The following is a 16,020-nucleotide window of genomic DNA, read 5'->3' on the forward strand; positions in this document are numbered from 1 at the left end:
TATGGAAAATCCAATCAAGAATTTCATCTGTATTTCTAATTATTTCAAAGGAAATGATTTCTTAATCAATTTAAAGAAACAAGGCAATAAAGTTTATTTAGTGACTTCGGAAAAGTTACGCGACAAACCTTGGGCGTTTGATTATATAGACGAAATCTATTTTATGCCCGGACAAGATGTAGATTGGAATTTAGAAGAGTTGTTAGCCGGTGTAGCGAGTTTAATGCGAGAGAGAAAAATTGACAGCATCGTTGCCCTGGATGATTTTGATGTTGAAAAAGCGGCTTACTTAAGAGAAAATCTAAGGATTTCAGGAATGGGACAAACCACCGGCAGGTATTTCCGAGACAAGTTGGCCATGAGAATGAGAGCCAAAGATGCCGGCATTCCGATTCCTGCTTTTAGTCCGCTATTCAATGATGAAGAAATCAACGAATTTGCTGATACCATTTCACCACCATGGGTTTTAAAACCACGTTCGGAAGCTTCGGCTTCGGGAATTATGAAAGTCCATTCCAAAGAAGAACTTTGGGAAAAAATACACGGCTTGGAAGACAATCGAATAAAATATTTAGTAGAACAATTCAAACCCGGTGCGGTTTACCACTGTGACGGATTGAATTGGCACGGTAAAACGTTGTTTTCTATCACGTCTCAGTACTTGGCCACACCTATGGAAATCTCTCAAGGCGGCGGTATTTTCAGAAGTGCCAATATTCCTTATGATTCTAAAGATGATAAAGAAATAAAAAAGCAAAACGAACAAGTTTTGAAAGCTTTTGGTATGCAGCATGGCGCCAATCATACTGAGTTTATCAAATGCAATGATGATGGTAAAATTTACTTTTTGGAGACAGCATCACGGGTTGGCGGCGCGCATTTAGCTGAAATGGTTGATGCGGCTTGCGGTGTAAATCTTTGGGCTGAATGGGCCAAAATTGAAGATGCTCTGGTCAAAGGCAAAGAATACAAACTGCCAACCATCAAGAAAGAGTATGCCGGAATTGTGCTGACTTTATCCAAATTTGAACATCCTGATTTATCCGGTTTTGATGATGGCGAAGTTTGCTTCCGAGTGCCTTTAGAATACCATGCCGGATTGGTAGTAAAAAGCGATAAACATGCACGGGTAAGACAATTGCTGGATGATTACGCTGAAAGATTGATTAGAGATTTTGCTACAGTAGCCCAACAAGAAGCGGTTAAGAAATTGCATTAAAATTCTAACCACGAATACACTAAAATTGTTGTATTCGTCAGTTCGAGTGTTCGATGCAATCGGAATGTATCGAGAACCATTTTAAAACAATATTTGTGGCCAATAAAACCTACACCAAACTCAATTTCCACTCTCACACTTTCTGTATTTGGAAAGAAGTGCCTTTTGCTGAAATCAAAGATTTAAAAATCAATTATACCAGTCAATCAGGAAGCCAATACATTTTTACGGCTGAAGGTTTGTACCGAATTTCCAATCATTGGGGAAGAGTGGCCAATTGTCATTGGCGTTTGATTCCGTTGACCGAATTTAAAAACCAAAATATAACCGTTGCTTTTGCGCATTGGACCGATTTTTATTCTAATGATGATACTTCCAAATTGTTTTTTATTAAAGTGAATTGGGAAACAACCGAAGTTAATTTTTACCATAAAAATACGGCTGAAGCCAACGAAAAAGTAGTATTGCGAAACGCCAAAGAAACCGCCAAAACCATCAGAACCATCAAAGAAGTCTTGACACAAGAAGATTGGGCAAAGTACTTAAAATATGAGGATTTGGATACTTTGCGAAAGGAAATCGCAAACGAATTAGTGACTACATCCAAGACTTTTTTAGAAGTAAAGAAAAAATATTTGAGTTAATCTCGCTCAAACATTCCTACGGTTCCGCCAACCCAATCCTTGTCTTTATTGAATTTCACGCCTATCATTTCACCTCGACTTAATCGAACCAAATTGGTCACCAGAGTAGGAGAAGGTGCGTCTTTTTTCCAAACGGCAAGCAAACGAACTTCCGCTTTTACTTTGCCGTCTGGCGATTGTATGATGGGTTTGTAATTGACTTTTTTCTGAAGGATATACAAGTCTTTTTCTTTCACCGCTTCAATATCTTCACGCTTTACATGGAAAATCACACCGCTGCCTGAGAAAGAAAACAATGGTTTCAAAACATAATTTTCCAAATCGGTTGGGATTTCTTTTAAGTCAGACAGCAAAGTGGTTTCTATAAAATATTTTCCTTTCAAGTATGGCAAAATAAACTTACTGATTCTGAAAAACCAATTCGGATGGCCGGCCCATTCTACGTCGTATGCTTTTGAAAAATCAAAATTCAACTGCAAGTCGGTTCGCAAATCCAATTCGTCAAAAATCACGCGATTGTAAATTCGTTTCACTTGAATATCATTGCCTGTATTATTCTTGTAAAAAAGTTGGTTGTCTTTTTCAAACAAATCGGTTACGCAAACTACAGGAATGCCCAGATCGCTTTGACAATAATAAAAATCAATCTTGGTATTTTGCTTTTCGGGCTCAATTTCAAGAAGAATTACATTCTCTTTTGGCAAATCGTTACAAATAACATTCTCAATCAATTTCAAATAACTTTCGTGATTCAAACCGCTTAGAAACGGTGTCAATTCAGATAGGAAAGGGTAGTGGTTGACAAATTTTTGGGACAAATGACTCTGAAAATTAAATAACGATGGAAAGCCTTGCACTTCAATCAGCTTGGGAACAATTTCGCCGTCTTCTTCACAGATACCAAAATCAATCGCCAGAAAAGTTGTGTGATCATCTTCATTCGGTACTTTTCGATTTAAATCTAAAGCTTTGTTTGTAAGCGATTTAAAATCGTCCTTTTGAATGAAATGAATAACTTCTTGACAACCTTCTAACAACTGAGCTTTTAACTCATTCGAAATAAAAAAAGGAGTTTCACCAATTCGGAACGTTACCTTATAATCGAAATCTGAATTGATATCGTCTTGCATGGCGTCGTATTTGGCCACGGTAAAGTTGTCGTTGAAAAGTTGGCGGTATTTTGGATTCATTTTATAAATCTAATTAGAAAGCGATTTTCTGTACTTCATTAAATCATTGATGGCAATGCGCAAGAAATTCGGGATAATGGTTTCGTTGGTTTTATAAATTTTATCTTCATCCAATAAGTCTTCCAACATGTCTCGAAACTTGGTCTTACCTTTCATGGCAATGATGTGTTCTCGTCTTTCTTTGTTTTTTAAATTGGCTATAAAGCTCATGGCATCCGCTTCGGGATGGAATTGTAAACCAACAAATTCATCCGAAAAACGAACACCCATAATAGCGCGTTCGTATTCTACATGGGTTCTGATTTTTTCTAAGGCGATAATCATGGCGCCTTTTTTACTGAAAATACTGAGTTTCGGCTGAACCACTTGGTAATCGCGGCTGTCAATGGCATAAAATGGATTGTTCAAACCTTCTAAAATGGGATCATTGCTTCCCGCCTCGGTTTTGTGAATGGTCATTACGCCGAAAGAAGTCGCTTTTCTTTTATTAATAGTAGCCAAACCAAAGTGATGACAAGCCATTTGAAACGAATGACAAATAAACAACATGTGCTTTTTGACTTTTTGCTCTTTGTTCCAGTTCCACAATGCATCTACAAAATCATACCATTTCAAATCCCAACCATCGCCTTCCAGAGGATTTCCCGGTCCGCCGGTAGAGATAAAAATATCATATTTCTGTATATCAGGAAACTCCGATTTACCTCTGACATCAAAAACCTGAAACGTTGCTATTTGATTAAATCTGTTGATAATATCTACAATACAACGCATTCCTTGGTTAGGTTCGCCGTTGTACATATCTAGAATCGCTATGCGAATTTGGTGGCTCATTTTTTTACAATTTGGTAATGCAAATTTAAACAAATAGTGGTCAGTGTTCCGTAATTAGTGTTCAGTTAATAACAATTCAATTAACAAATCTCTTGAAATTACAATCCTCTGGTAAATTCTGACGTAATCATATCCACCACTTTCGTTAAATCCTGAGTTTGATTAAAAACGGCCAATTGTTTATCGGCTCCGGTGCCTTCATTTAGTATAGTGTGAACATAGTTGATTTCGTCTCGACTGCCTAATTCATCGACAACATCATCGATAAACTCAAGCAATTCAAGGATTAAGCTTTTGGTATTGACTTCTTGTTGCAAACCAAAATCAATCATATTGCCTTCAACGCCGTAACGTGCGGCACGAAATTTATTTTCTTTAATCAAAGCAATTCTATAGATATTAAAACTGGTGTTGGCCATGGTTAATTTGTACAATTTAGCCACAACCGCCTGAATTATAGCTACAATACACATGGCTTCATCAACAGTCAAGCTCATATCGGTGATGCGAAATTCAATGGTATCGTAAAAAGGGTGTAAACGCAAATCCCACCATATTTTCTTCGGATTGTCGATGCATTTGGTTTTAACAAGCGTTTCCAAGTAGTTATCATAGGCTTGAACGCTATCGAAATATTCGGGCAAACCGGTTCTGGGAAACTTATCGAATACTTTAGTTCTGAATGATTTATAACCGGTATTTCGACCTTCCCAGAAAGGTGAATTGGTTGACAATGCAAAAATATGCGGCAAGAAATAAGTCGCTTGATTCATTAATTGTAAACCAATTTCACGATTCTCAATTCCGACATGACAATGCATCCCAAAAATCAAATTGGAACGAGCAGCATCTTGCAATTCGTTTACAATGTGATGGTATCTTGGATCGTCAGTTATTGGTTGGTCCTGCCAACGTGAAAACGGGTGTGTTCCGGCACCGCCGACTACGAGGTTTTGTTTGGCTGCCAGCTCTACAATTTTACTGCGCAAGAACTTGATTTCGGCTTTGGCTTCTTTGACGTTTTTGCAAATATTGGTTCCGACTTCCACGACCGATTGGTGCATTTCGGCTTTTACCTGTTCATTTAAAATAATTTTGGCACCATCAACAATTTTAGACAAATGCGATCGTAAATCACGGGTTTGTGGGTCTATGATTTGGTATTCTTCTTCTACGCCTAGGGTAAATACAGGTAATTTCTTCGTCATTATTTCACTTTTAAATTATAAGGAAAGCTATTATTTCTCTGCGGCAGCGTTTTTAATAAAATCTCCCCAAGTCAGATTGACTTTGCCAGGTTTTTGTTTTTTAGCGAAAGCTATAGCCATTTTGGCCGCTTCTTCAACCACCCATTCAAAGTTTTCGGCGCCAACCGAAGTATATTCAGCATCAGGAGCCGGATTCCCAAAGTCGATGGCGTACGGAATGCCGTCACGAACCGCAAATTCAACAGTATTGAAATCATAACCTAAACCTTTGCAAAGGCGAAGCGTGTAATCTTTGATAGTGGCCATTAATTTTTTATCGGTGTTCGGATTTTCGACTACATATCTTAAATGGTGTGGATTTCTGGGTTCATAAGGCATGATTCTTACGGCTTTTCCGCCTAAACAATACACGCGATAATAATCTTGGAAAACAATTTCTTCTTGTAAAAGCATTACCAATTGTCCGGTTTCACGATGTTTTTCAAAGAATTCTTCTTTGTTTTCTAAGCGGTAAACATTTTTCCAACCACCACCGGCATAAGGTTTCATGTAAGCCGGAAAACCGATGTAGTCAAAGATTCCTTCCCAATCCATCGGATATTTAAGATTTCTGAACGATTTGGATGTGGTGTCAGTCGGATGTTCGGCAGAAGGCAGAATAACGGTGTTAGGCAACGGAACGCCGAGGGTATCGGCTAAGCAGTTGTTAAAGAACTTGTCGTCGGCACTCCACCAAAACGGGTTATTAATTACGTTGGTTCCGGTTAAAGCGGCATTTTTAAGAAAAGCGCGATAAAAGGGAACATCTTGAGAGATTCTGTCGATGATGACAGCATATTCTCCGCCTTTATTTTGGACCACTTTATCTATGGTTACGGCTTCCGCTATAATGCCTTTTTCGTTTTTAGCATTGACTCTTTCAATGAATGCGTAGGGAAAAGTATCTTCCATCCCGAATAAAATTCCAATCTTCTTCATAACTCTTGTATTTGTTGTTTTGTCTTAATTGATTTATTGATTTTAAAAAAACTTGATTCTGGACAGGTAATGCGGAAACATTTCGCGCCAAACCGGCCAATCGTGTTCTCGGTCTTGACGAATGTCTAACCAATGTGGAATGTCTCTTTGGGAAAGGATTTTGCTTAGTTTTAAATTGGCATCAAAACAAATATCCCAATTGGAAGTTCCTAAAATAATGTCCATATTCCATAATTCACTGTCATTTAAACCATGTAAATAGTCTTCAGGACTGTTGTAAAACACATTATCATCCCAATGCCCATCCATAAAACTTTTGATAGAAAAGGCACCGCTAAGCGAAAACATATGGCTAACATAACCGGGATGTTTGAAAGCAAAGTTGGCGGCATGATATCCACCAAAACTACAACCGGCAACCGCTACTTTACCGGCGTAAGTATTATTCTTAACCCGTTCTACAATTTCGTGGCAAATCATTTTATCGTACCAAACGTGATTTTGGATGCGATGCACCGGATGGATGTTTTTGTTGTAAAAACTATCTTTATCAATACTGTCCGGGCAAAAAAATTGGATTAAACCTTGTTCAATATACCAACGAGCACTTTCGATTAAACCTTGGTCTTTATTTTCGTGAAAACTTCCCATAGAAGTAGGGAAGAGGATAACCGGATATCCGGCATGTCCGAAAACAAGCATTTGGATTTCACGGCTTAGGTTAGGCGAATACCACTTAAAATATTCCTCTTTCATAATTGTTATTCGTTTTAACAATTATAATGAAAAATTCATTGTAAAATGTGTAAAACTTTGAAACTAATCAAGTTTTACGATAAAATATTTATTGATATTTAGTTATTGAAAATTATCCAAAAAAAAGACAAAATACAAATAGGGAATTTAATTATTATCAAGAATAATAAGCCCTGTAATGGTAAAAACAGGGACAAACAATCGTTAAAAATTCTATTGTTTACAAAAAATGAGTCAAATTATGCCTCAACAGTGATTAATTGGATTTGACTTTTCAATCTTTCGATCAGCATGTTCATCATGCGCTTGTTCAGGTTGGAAGAATTTTGAATGTATTCGGCATATTCATCTAAAGTGAAAAAGGCGATTACCATTCCTTTTAGTGAATTTCTGAATTTGATGTCTCTTTGGATTACATTCTCCACATAGGCCATTTTCTTTTCGGGAGTTAGCGTAAAGAAAACATTCTTTTGTTTCATAGCGTAATTGATAAAAACCTGAATGAACAAATCATTTTGTAACTTTAAAATTGGGCGAAGGGTTTTATTTTGAAAAACTTCCTCAAGCGAGGACTGATTGGTAATTGTTCCTAAAGATTCTCCTCTTAATTCTAGAACGTTATTATCTCTGTCTTCCATTTTTTCTTTTAAAGTTATAAAAAAACCTCTGTCGTTAAACAGAGGTCATTTTATAGTTATCAATAATTAATTGTTAATTAGTTATCTTGAATACAGCCTTGCGAACTAAGCGGCGAGCGTACTCTGAATTCTTGTCAACCGAACTGTCAATTCCGGCTCCTTTAGCGTTTAATCTTGAAGGATTGATTCCGGCTTTAACTAAGATTGCTTTTACATTTTCTGCTCTGTTTGCGGCTAACTTTTCGTTTTTAGCATTATTTCCAACCTCGTCAGCATATCCTGAAATCTCCAAAGAAGCTGTTGGGTTAGTTCGCAAATAATTCAATACAAATCCGATGTTATCTGTTGAAGCAGCATTAGGTTGTGAAACGTTTTTATCAAAATAAACCGCAATATAACCTTCGTTAATCAACTGTTCTAACATATTTTTAGAAAGAGTAGTATTGTTACTGTTGTTATTATTGGTAATCGAACTGTCTATGTATTTTTCTAACTCGTCAGGAACACCATTGGTATTTTTATCAACCATTCTTCCTTTAGTATCTACAGCAACGCCTGCGATAGAATTATTTTCAACATCTAAATAATCAGGAACACCATCTTTATCGGTATCGTTCATCAACGTTTCGATTTCACCGATTCTGTTGTTTAATTCTGCTATTTCTTTGTCTTTTTTATCTTGAATAATGGCCCAATCTCCATGGATTTTTTCATTACCGAAAGAATAAGACAATCCAAATGTCATCGAAACTTGTTGACCGGAAAGGTTATTCGTGCCTTCAGCATAAGAACCATCCCAGTTAAAATGTTGTCTGTAGTAATTCATAGTACTTAAATCAGCAAATAGAGCCAAAGAATTTGTTAGTCTGAATTGCGGAGAAAAACCTACAATCAAACCACCGTTCCATTCGTGTCTTCCTTTGTTATGACCCGGAGCTACAGTTTGTGGTTGCATGTAAGCAAAATTGAGACCTCCGTGTAAAAGCAATCCGAATCTGCCGGCTGCTTCTTCAATTCCGAATAATCGAACAGCATTTACAACACCTTGAACAGAAGATCTGTATTGAAGCATTTCAAACTCTAAACTTTCGCTACCGCTTTGATTTTTAAAATTTTCGTAGTTAAAATCAAATTTTACACCAAATTTCGGGCTAATCATATATCGGGCACCAATCCCAAAAGTATTTAATTGTAATCCGCCAAAAACTTTATCGGGATTACTGGAAAAATAACCATCAGCATAAGGTTTTACACCTTTGCCTTGTCCGACTGAAAGTTCAATAGACCATTTGTTATAGCTATCGCCAATGATTCCGGTAGTGTCAACTGCAACTTGTGCATTGGCCGAAAAAAGGGATAAGAATGCGAATAGAGTTAGTAGGTTTTGTTTCATACTTGAAAAATTTAATACACAATTAAATGTTAAATGTATGCAAATATAGATGTTTACAATTAATAATCAACTTTTTTACCCTTTTATGGACAAAGTGAAATAGTTTTCACGGAATCTTTACAATAAATCAAGGCGACCTTAACTCTTGAAAACGATTTCGGTTAATGAATTGCCAAAAATGTATTTGTCCGAGCTAAATTCAATAATTTTGTTACAGTAAATTATTTCTTATGAGATTTCATACCAGAAAATGGGTAAAACCTGAGGACTTAAATCCAAACAGTACATTATTCGGCGGCAGGCTTTTAGCTTGGATTGACGAAGAATTGGCCTTGTATTCGATCATTCAATTAGAAAATCCGAAAATTGTGACTAAACATATGTCGGAAATTAATTTCAGGAGTTCAGCCAAACAAGGTGATATTGTTGAAATTGGAATAGACGTAGTGAAATTCGGAAAATCATCGCTGACTTTGACTTGTCAGGTGAGAAATATGATGACCCGAGAAATCATTATTACGATTGATTCAATTACCATGGTGAGTCTTGGAACGGACGGAAAACCCAAACCACACGGAAAAACTCAAATCGAGTATGTTCAGGATAGATTAACCGATTATTAATCTACAAAGTCGTTTTTCCCGGAAGGCATTTCATAAATCTCTAAATCAAAATACGGAATCGAAGCAAAGATGTGGTCAAAGATATCGGCCATGATGTATTCATAGTTTTCGAATCTTTTATCGTTGGAGAATGTATAAATTTCTAACGGAATTCCTTGCGGTGTTGGTTGTAACTGACGACACAACAAAATCATATCCTTATTCAGACCCGGATATTGACTTAAATATTGGGTGATGTATTTTCGGAACAAACCAAAGTTGGTCATGTTTCTGCCGTTGATTAACAATGATTTATCAATGTGGTGTGATTTGTTAAACTTATCAATTTCGGTTTGACGATGCTCAATGTAATGGGTTACCAATTGTATTTTCTTCAACTCCTCCAATTCATTTTCATTCAAAAACCGAATGCTGTTGGCTTTGATTAGGATGTGTCTTTTAATTCTTCTTCCGTTAGAATCTAACATACCGCGCCAGTTTCGGAACGAATCAGAAATCATGCTGTAAGTTGGAATCGTAGTCGTAGTATTGTCAAAATTTCGAACTTTTACAGTAGCTAAATTAATTTCGATTACATCACCATCGGCACCAAATTTATCAAAAGTAATCCAATCACCAATACGCACCATATCGTTTAAAGAAACTTGTACACTGGCTACAAAGCCCAGGATAGTATCTCTGAAAATCAAAATAATGATAGCCGAAACGGCTCCAAAAGTTCCCAACATGGCATTGGTACTGATGTCAAAAACTTTGGAAATGATAATGATAAAACCAAATGTCCAAAGCACTATCATGATTACCTGAATGTAACTGTCAATAGGCTTATCACTATAGGATGGATTTGATTTTAAATGATCTCGGAACGCATTGAGTATGGTTTTGATAATCCATAAGCTCAATAACACTATGTAAATGCCTACCAATTTGCCAAAAATACCTTCCCAATAGACAAAGTTTTCTAAAATAATCGGTACCGATTTATAAATGAACAACAACGGAATTAAATGGGCGGTATATTTTGCGGTTTTGTTGGAAACCAATAAATCATCAAATCGGGTTTTGGTTCTTCGGGCGATGATAATCATGATTCTTACCAAAGCATATCTGAAGACCAAAAATATAGTGTAGGCGATAAAAACTAAGATAATAATATTGATGGCCAAACTCAAATAAGAAGAAAGCGTTTCGCCAAAATCCCATTTCTTGAACAGCGGATAACTCCAACCAAATATTTTTTCGACGATTTTATGCATTTTTTACATATTTTTTCTCCACATAAAAAGTGGCAAAGGGTAAAAGTGAAGCCAATTGCACTATAGCCAATTCTTTAAGACTCCAATTTTGATTTTTATAAATAGCAAAAGCCAAAATAACATAACCAATAAACAATACACCATGTGCCATTCCTATTGGAAATAATAAGGTTTTGTATAAATCTATATCAGAGGGTTTGATAACCAGCATATTAAAGAACAAAACAAGATAGGAAATGCCTTCAGCAATAGCAATGAACTTAAAAAATTTAGTCATGTTTTTCAGAATTTATCCGCAAAATTAAGTAATAACATTTTAAACCCATCAAAAAGCGGTTACTTTTGTTCTTATATATTGTACCATGAGTAAAAGAGATTTGAAAAAATATTTAACTGAACTTTCCAAAGAACAGCTCGAAGAACAAATCATTGAACTTTATGAGAAGTTCAGTGATGTAAAAGTTTATTACGATTTTGCTTTTAATCCCAATGAAGACAAGCTGGTTCGTGAAGCCAAATTCAAAATCTCCAACGAATATTTTCCTGTAAAAGGTAAAAAGGCCAAAATGCGTCGCTCTGTGGCTCAAAAGTTCATCAAACATTTCATATCGCTTGGCGTTGATTCTTTTATCATTGCCGATTTGATGCTTTACAACATTGAAATTGCCCAGACTTTCTCGGCGGAAAGAGTGGTGAAACAAGAATTGTTTTTCAAAAGCATGCTGACATCTTACCAACAAGCCGTAAGTTTTATGATTGAAAAGGGTATTTTGACTGATTTTCAAAGTAGAGTAGTGGCTGTAAAAGAGGAAAGCATTAACCAACAATGGGTTAATTTCTATGGGTTTGTTGCTGTTGTTGAACGACTCGAATATTAATTTTTTATTATTTAGAAAATTTAATGACGGGATAACTCTTTTTTAGCTGTACTTTTGCAAAATTGTACAAATCGCTATGTCTCAGAAAGATTTTAATGTCGAAGTAGAAGAAAAAAAGGAACTTTACGGTTACCAGAAGGGCGATATTGACAAAATTTTTGACCGATTGGACAACGCGCCAAGTGATCATCATCTCTTATATCAACTGCCAACCGGTGGAGGAAAGACAGTGATTTTTTCCGAGATTGTACGCCGTTATTTATCTCAACACGACAAGAAAGTAGTGGTTTTAACCCATCGAATTGAGCTTTGCAAGCAAACGTCTAAAATGCTGAAAGGCTTTGATGTAAAAAATAAAATCATCAACAGCAACATCAAAGAATTACCCGATCAAGATGAATATTCTTGTTTTGTGGCTATGGTGGAAACGCTCAAAAATCGTTTGAATGATGAGAAATTAATGATTGACAATGTAGGTTTGGTAATTATTGATGAAGCCCATTACAATTCGTTCCGAAAATTATTCAGTCAATTCAAGAAATCCTTTATTTTAGGAGTTACTGCGACACCTTTGAGTTCGAATATTAAGTTGCCTATGCATCAAAATTATGATGAATTAATTGTAGGCGATACCATTCAATCACTTATAGACAAAGGTTTTTTGGCTAAAGCAACCACATATAGTTATGATGTGGGTTTGACTTCGCTTAAAGTGGGAATTAATGGTGATTATACCGTAAAATCTTCAGATGATCTGTATATGAATATGGTAATGCAAGAGAAATTATTGCATGCTTATACCGAAAAATCTTTGGGCAAAAAAACACTGATTTTTAATAATGGAATCAATACATCACTCTATGTATATGATACTTTTAAAGAAGCTGGATTTCCTATAAAACATCTCGATAACACTACGTCAACCGAAGATAGAAAGGAAATTTTGCATTGGTTTAAAAAAACACCGGATGCTATTTTAACCTCTGTGGGTATCTTAACCACCGGATTTGATGAACCTACAGTGGAAAGCATTATCCTGAATCGCGCTACAAAATCATTGACATTGTATTTTCAAATGATTGGTCGTGGTTCTCGCAAATTACCAAACAAAGACGAATTCACAGTTATCGATTTAGGAAACAATGCGTTACGATTTGGTCTGTGGAATGATCCGGTTGATTGGCAGCATATTTTTAAATCCCCTGAATATTATTTGGAAAGCTTGCGCGACGATGCCGAAATTGAATTCAATTTTAAGTACACCATGCCTGAGGCTATTCGCAAAATGTTTGCTAAAACTGCCGAGGTTACCATGGATATTGAAGAGGAATTCAAAAAGAATACCGCTTTAAATTTGCGTTCCAAAGAAGTCTTAGAAAAATCCATCAACCAACATGCTTTAATGTGTGTTGAAAATTCAACGGATTTAAATGGCGCTCGAATGTTATCTAAATTATTGTCCGATGATATCGAAAGCCGTGTCAAGCGTTTTGTAAATTGCTTGGGAAAAACAAGTAAAAATTATCGAGAATGGTTGATTGATGATTATAAAACCAAATTAAGTTTGGCCATAGGAAAAAAATTCAGAGAGCTTAATTTTTAAAACATAAAATTGAAGTAAGGGATTTTATAGTTCTGAATATAAGTTATTTAGGTCATGAATTACAATGAATTTAAAACGTATTTTATTAGAACTATAATTTATATTATGTAAAATAGAATATTTTAATATCCGGAATAAAACCACTCCTTTTTAGTTTTCAAATGTTTTTAACAATTGACAGTAACTTGCCTAAAGCTTTATTATTTTTGTCAGGTATAAATAATGATTTATTTATTTTAAAATTAGCTACATGAGTAATTCTATTGCTGAAAATATTGCCAACTTTTTAAAAGAATATCCGCCGTTTAATTATTTGCGTCATGATGAATTGATTCAAGTGACTACCAGCATTGGTGTTGTCAATTTAGACAAACACAAAGTTTTATTTCAAATTGATGATAAACTGCATGATAGTTTTTATGTAGTGGCTTCCGGTGTGATTAACCTTTCTGTCATTGCCGATGCTGAAGAAACTTTACTCAATAAATGTTATGCCGGAGATGTTTTCGGATTGCGTCCGTTTTTCGCCAAAAACAATTACATGATGACCGCCAAAGCGCGTGAAGACAGTATTGTTTACGCTATTCCTATTAATGTTTTCAAACCATTTGTAGCTCAGAATCCGCAAGTACTCGACTTTCTATTGGAAAGTTTCGCCACCAATACACGCAATCCTTTTGATAAAGAAAATCGTGGCAAACTAATAACTGACAACGTTTATACTGAGAATCAATCTAACGAGATTCAATATTTTCAATCGTTAGCCTACAATAAAACACCACTGAAAATAGCTGCAAATACTGCTGTTAAAGATGCCGCACAGTTAATGACTGAAAATCTTATTGACAGTGCCATTATTTTAGAAAACAACTATCCTATTGGTATTGTAACTGATACCGACTTTAGAACAAAAATTGCCAATGGACGATTCCCTATTTCAACTAGCGTTGACAAAATAATGTCGGCTCCGGTTATCACTGTCCCCGAAAATGTTTCTGTGGCTGAAGCACAATTGTTGTTGTTGAAATACAATGTCAGCCATTTGTGCGTAACGCTTGACGGTTCTGATAAATCTGAAGTAAAAGGAATCATTTCCGAGCACGACTTAATTGTAGCACAAGCTAATAATCCGGGGGTTTTAATCAAAGAAATCAAGCGTTCCCTATCGCCTAAAGAATTAAAAATGGTTCGTGAAAAACTTACCGATTTGATTCAGACTTCCATTGCTAAAAATATTCCGCTACCACATATTTATAATATCACCGGTGAAATTATAACCGCCATAATCAAGCGTTCTGTTGAGTTGGCTATTTTGGACCTGGGTTCGCCTCCATCAAGATTTGCTTGGTTGAGTATAGGAAGTCAAGGCAGAAAAGAACAATTATTATTGACCGATCAAGACAGTATTTTAATTTTTGAAGATGTAGCACCCGAAAAATACAGAGATGTTAAGGATTATTTCTTGAAATTGGCTAAAAGAACCACTGCCATATTGGAAAAAGTGGGTTACCAATTCTGCCCTAATGGTCACATGGCCAGCAACATGCTTTGGTGTAAATCGCTCAGTGATTGGATGAAGCAATATAATAATTGGATGAAAACACCCGGCGAAAAATCAAATGATATCAGCAGTATCTTTTTTGATTATGAGATTGCTTTTGGAGAAGGCAAAATTGAAGATGCAATTTCCGATTTAATCTTTAAAAACACCAAGAATAACGCCCTTTTCTTTGATTATTTAGGCAATGATGCTTTGCGCAAAAATCCTCCGCTCAATTTCTTTAAAAAATTTAATTTGGAAGAAGAAGGCGAACACAAAGGTAAATTCGACATTAAAAACAAAGCGATTATGCCTTTAGTTGATGGTGCTCGATTGTTTGCCGTAAGTTTGAATTTGCGTGGTATCAACAACACCTATTCGCGTTTTAAACAATTGGCTTTGATTGATCCTAAATTCTCAGAAATTTACTTGAATTGTGCCGATGCCTTTTTGATATTGTCAAAATTCAGAACCCTTGAAGGATTAAAAAACGACAGTAACGGCGATTACATTAATATTGAAGAGTTGACTAAAGTAGACCGCGAGAAACTCAAAAATGCGCTTGCTCCTATGCGTGAATTAGAGGATTTGATTAAAGACAAATTTCAATTAACACAATTCTCCTGATATGCTGGATTGGATTAAAAACATCAATAAAGAACACCCTGAATTTTGGAAAGCCTACTTGTCTAAGTTTGAATCCAAATCAAATAGGTATGTCATTTTAAGTACAGAAACTACAGGCTTAAATCCGAAGAAAGATGTGATACTGTCTTTTGGCGCCATAGCTGTTGTGAATGATGTTATCATTGTGGGTGACCATTTTGAAGTAGTGATTTTGCAATACAAATACCTTCATGACAATGGTTTGTCTAATGAATTTTTAATCGAAAGTAAACTGCCTAAACTAGCCGAATACAATGCTATTCAATCTTTAATTGAATATATTGGGAATTCGGTTTTAGTGGGTCATCGCATTCATTTTGATATTGAACTCATCAATGAAGCACTCGAAAAAATGGATTGCGGTAAATTAAAAAACGAAGCTTTAGACATTGAGATTATGCATCAAAAGCTTATGGATATCACCAATAAGTCTTTTTCTATTGATGATTTGGTCAAACATTACAAACTTCCTTTGAGCGAAAAAACTTCGGCTTCTGATGATGCTTATGCCATTGCGCTGTTGTTTTTAAAATTAAAAAACAGATTAGGATTTAAATAACTAAAAAACCCGGTTTAGAGCCGGGTTTTTAGAGA

16 protein-coding genes are annotated in these 16,020 nt (G+C 35.7%); 7 read left to right on the forward strand and 9 right to left on the reverse strand.

Going from position 1 to position 16,020, the window contains the following annotated elements; translation table 11 throughout:
- Position 1: 1 nt before the first annotated feature.
- Entirely contained in the window at positions 2-1,219 is a 1,218-nt protein-coding gene (locus P7V56_RS08915) for an ATP-grasp domain-containing protein (protein ID WP_171223309.1), read from the forward strand.
- A gap of 95 nt (positions 1,220-1,314) precedes the next feature.
- Positions 1,315-1,863, forward strand: a complete 549-nt coding sequence (locus tag P7V56_RS08920) for a hypothetical protein (RefSeq protein ID WP_171223310.1) — start codon at positions 1,315-1,317, stop codon at positions 1,861-1,863.
- Here the strand turns inward: P7V56_RS08920 and P7V56_RS08925 are convergent.
- The 7 genes from P7V56_RS08925 to P7V56_RS08955 form a co-directional block, all read right to left on the reverse strand.
- Complete coding sequence (locus tag P7V56_RS08925) at positions 1,860-3,053, reverse strand: hypothetical protein (protein ID WP_171223311.1); 1,194 nt, start codon at positions 3,051-3,053, stop codon at positions 1,860-1,862. The two genes, P7V56_RS08920 and P7V56_RS08925, sit on opposite strands and share 4 nt — an antisense overlap.
- 9 nt (positions 3,054-3,062) lie before the next feature.
- Positions 3,063-3,887, reverse strand: a complete 825-nt coding sequence (locus P7V56_RS08930) for a type 1 glutamine amidotransferase (RefSeq protein WP_171223312.1) — start codon at positions 3,885-3,887, stop codon at positions 3,063-3,065.
- 98 nt (positions 3,888-3,985) lie between these two features.
- Positions 3,986-5,095, reverse strand: a complete 1,110-nt coding sequence (locus P7V56_RS08935) for a carboxylate-amine ligase (RefSeq protein WP_171223313.1) — start codon at positions 5,093-5,095, stop codon at positions 3,986-3,988.
- Between the two features lie 30 nt (positions 5,096-5,125).
- Positions 5,126-6,073 carry an ATP-grasp domain-containing protein gene (locus P7V56_RS08940; RefSeq protein WP_171223314.1) on the reverse strand — a complete coding sequence of 316 codons (948 nt, stop codon included), beginning with the start codon at positions 6,071-6,073 and terminating at the stop codon, positions 5,126-5,128.
- Positions 6,074-6,115: 42 nt separating this feature from the next.
- The gene (locus P7V56_RS08945; protein ID WP_171223315.1) at positions 6,116-6,829 is read right to left on the reverse strand and encodes an esterase family protein; all 714 of its coding nucleotides are present in this window, start codon (positions 6,827-6,829) and stop codon (positions 6,116-6,118) included.
- Between the two features lie 239 nt (positions 6,830-7,068).
- Positions 7,069-7,467 carry a glyoxalase gene (locus tag P7V56_RS08950; protein WP_171223316.1) on the reverse strand — a complete coding sequence of 133 codons (399 nt, stop codon included), beginning with the start codon at positions 7,465-7,467 and terminating at the stop codon, positions 7,069-7,071.
- 73 nt (positions 7,468-7,540) lie between these two features.
- Positions 7,541-8,860 carry an OmpA family protein gene (locus P7V56_RS08955; protein ID WP_171223317.1) on the reverse strand — a complete coding sequence of 440 codons (1,320 nt, stop codon included), beginning with the start codon at positions 8,858-8,860 and terminating at the stop codon, positions 7,541-7,543.
- A 230-nt stretch (positions 8,861-9,090) separates the two neighbouring features.
- On the opposite strand from P7V56_RS08955, the gene P7V56_RS08960 reads away from it, so the two are divergent.
- Positions 9,091-9,483: an acyl-CoA thioesterase gene (locus P7V56_RS08960; protein ID WP_171223318.1), complete on the forward strand. Its 393-nt coding sequence runs from the start codon at positions 9,091-9,093 to the stop codon at positions 9,481-9,483.
- Here the strand turns inward: P7V56_RS08960 and P7V56_RS08965 are convergent.
- Positions 9,480-10,739 (reverse strand): mechanosensitive ion channel family protein, encoded by a 1,260-nt coding sequence (locus P7V56_RS08965; RefSeq protein ID WP_171223319.1) that lies wholly within the window; start codon positions 10,737-10,739, stop codon positions 9,480-9,482. The genes P7V56_RS08960 and P7V56_RS08965 overlap by 4 nt on opposite strands.
- Positions 10,732-11,016: a DUF3817 domain-containing protein gene (locus tag P7V56_RS08970; RefSeq protein ID WP_171223320.1), complete on the reverse strand. Its 285-nt coding sequence runs from the start codon at positions 11,014-11,016 to the stop codon at positions 10,732-10,734. The genes P7V56_RS08965 and P7V56_RS08970 overlap by 8 nt, the downstream gene beginning before the upstream one ends.
- 85 nt (positions 11,017-11,101) lie before the next feature.
- Here P7V56_RS08970 and P7V56_RS08975 point away from each other — a divergent pair, with 85 nt between their 5' ends.
- The 4 genes from P7V56_RS08975 to P7V56_RS08990 all read left to right on the forward strand — a co-directional run bounded on the left by P7V56_RS08975 (position 11,102) and on the right by P7V56_RS08990 (position 15,985).
- On the forward strand, positions 11,102-11,617 hold the full coding sequence (locus P7V56_RS08975) for a DUF6155 family protein (protein WP_171223321.1): 516 nt from the start codon (positions 11,102-11,104) through the stop codon (positions 11,615-11,617).
- 76 nt (positions 11,618-11,693) lie between these two features.
- Entirely contained in the window at positions 11,694-13,220 is a 1,527-nt protein-coding gene (locus P7V56_RS08980) for a DEAD/DEAH box helicase (RefSeq protein ID WP_171223322.1), read from the forward strand.
- A 250-nt stretch (positions 13,221-13,470) separates the two neighbouring features.
- Complete coding sequence (locus tag P7V56_RS08985) at positions 13,471-15,387, forward strand: DUF294 nucleotidyltransferase-like domain-containing protein (protein WP_171223323.1); 1,917 nt, start codon at positions 13,471-13,473, stop codon at positions 15,385-15,387.
- A 1-nt stretch (position 15,388) separates the two neighbouring features.
- Positions 15,389-15,985 (forward strand): 3'-5' exonuclease, encoded by a 597-nt coding sequence (locus tag P7V56_RS08990; protein ID WP_171223324.1) that lies wholly within the window; start codon positions 15,389-15,391, stop codon positions 15,983-15,985.
- Positions 15,986-16,020 lie beyond the last annotated feature (35 nt).

The sequence above is a fragment of the Flavobacterium sp. IMCC34852 genome (assembly GCF_030643905.1).
GTDB classification, from domain to species: Bacteria; Bacteroidota; Bacteroidia; order Flavobacteriales; family Flavobacteriaceae; genus Flavobacterium; species Flavobacterium rivulicola.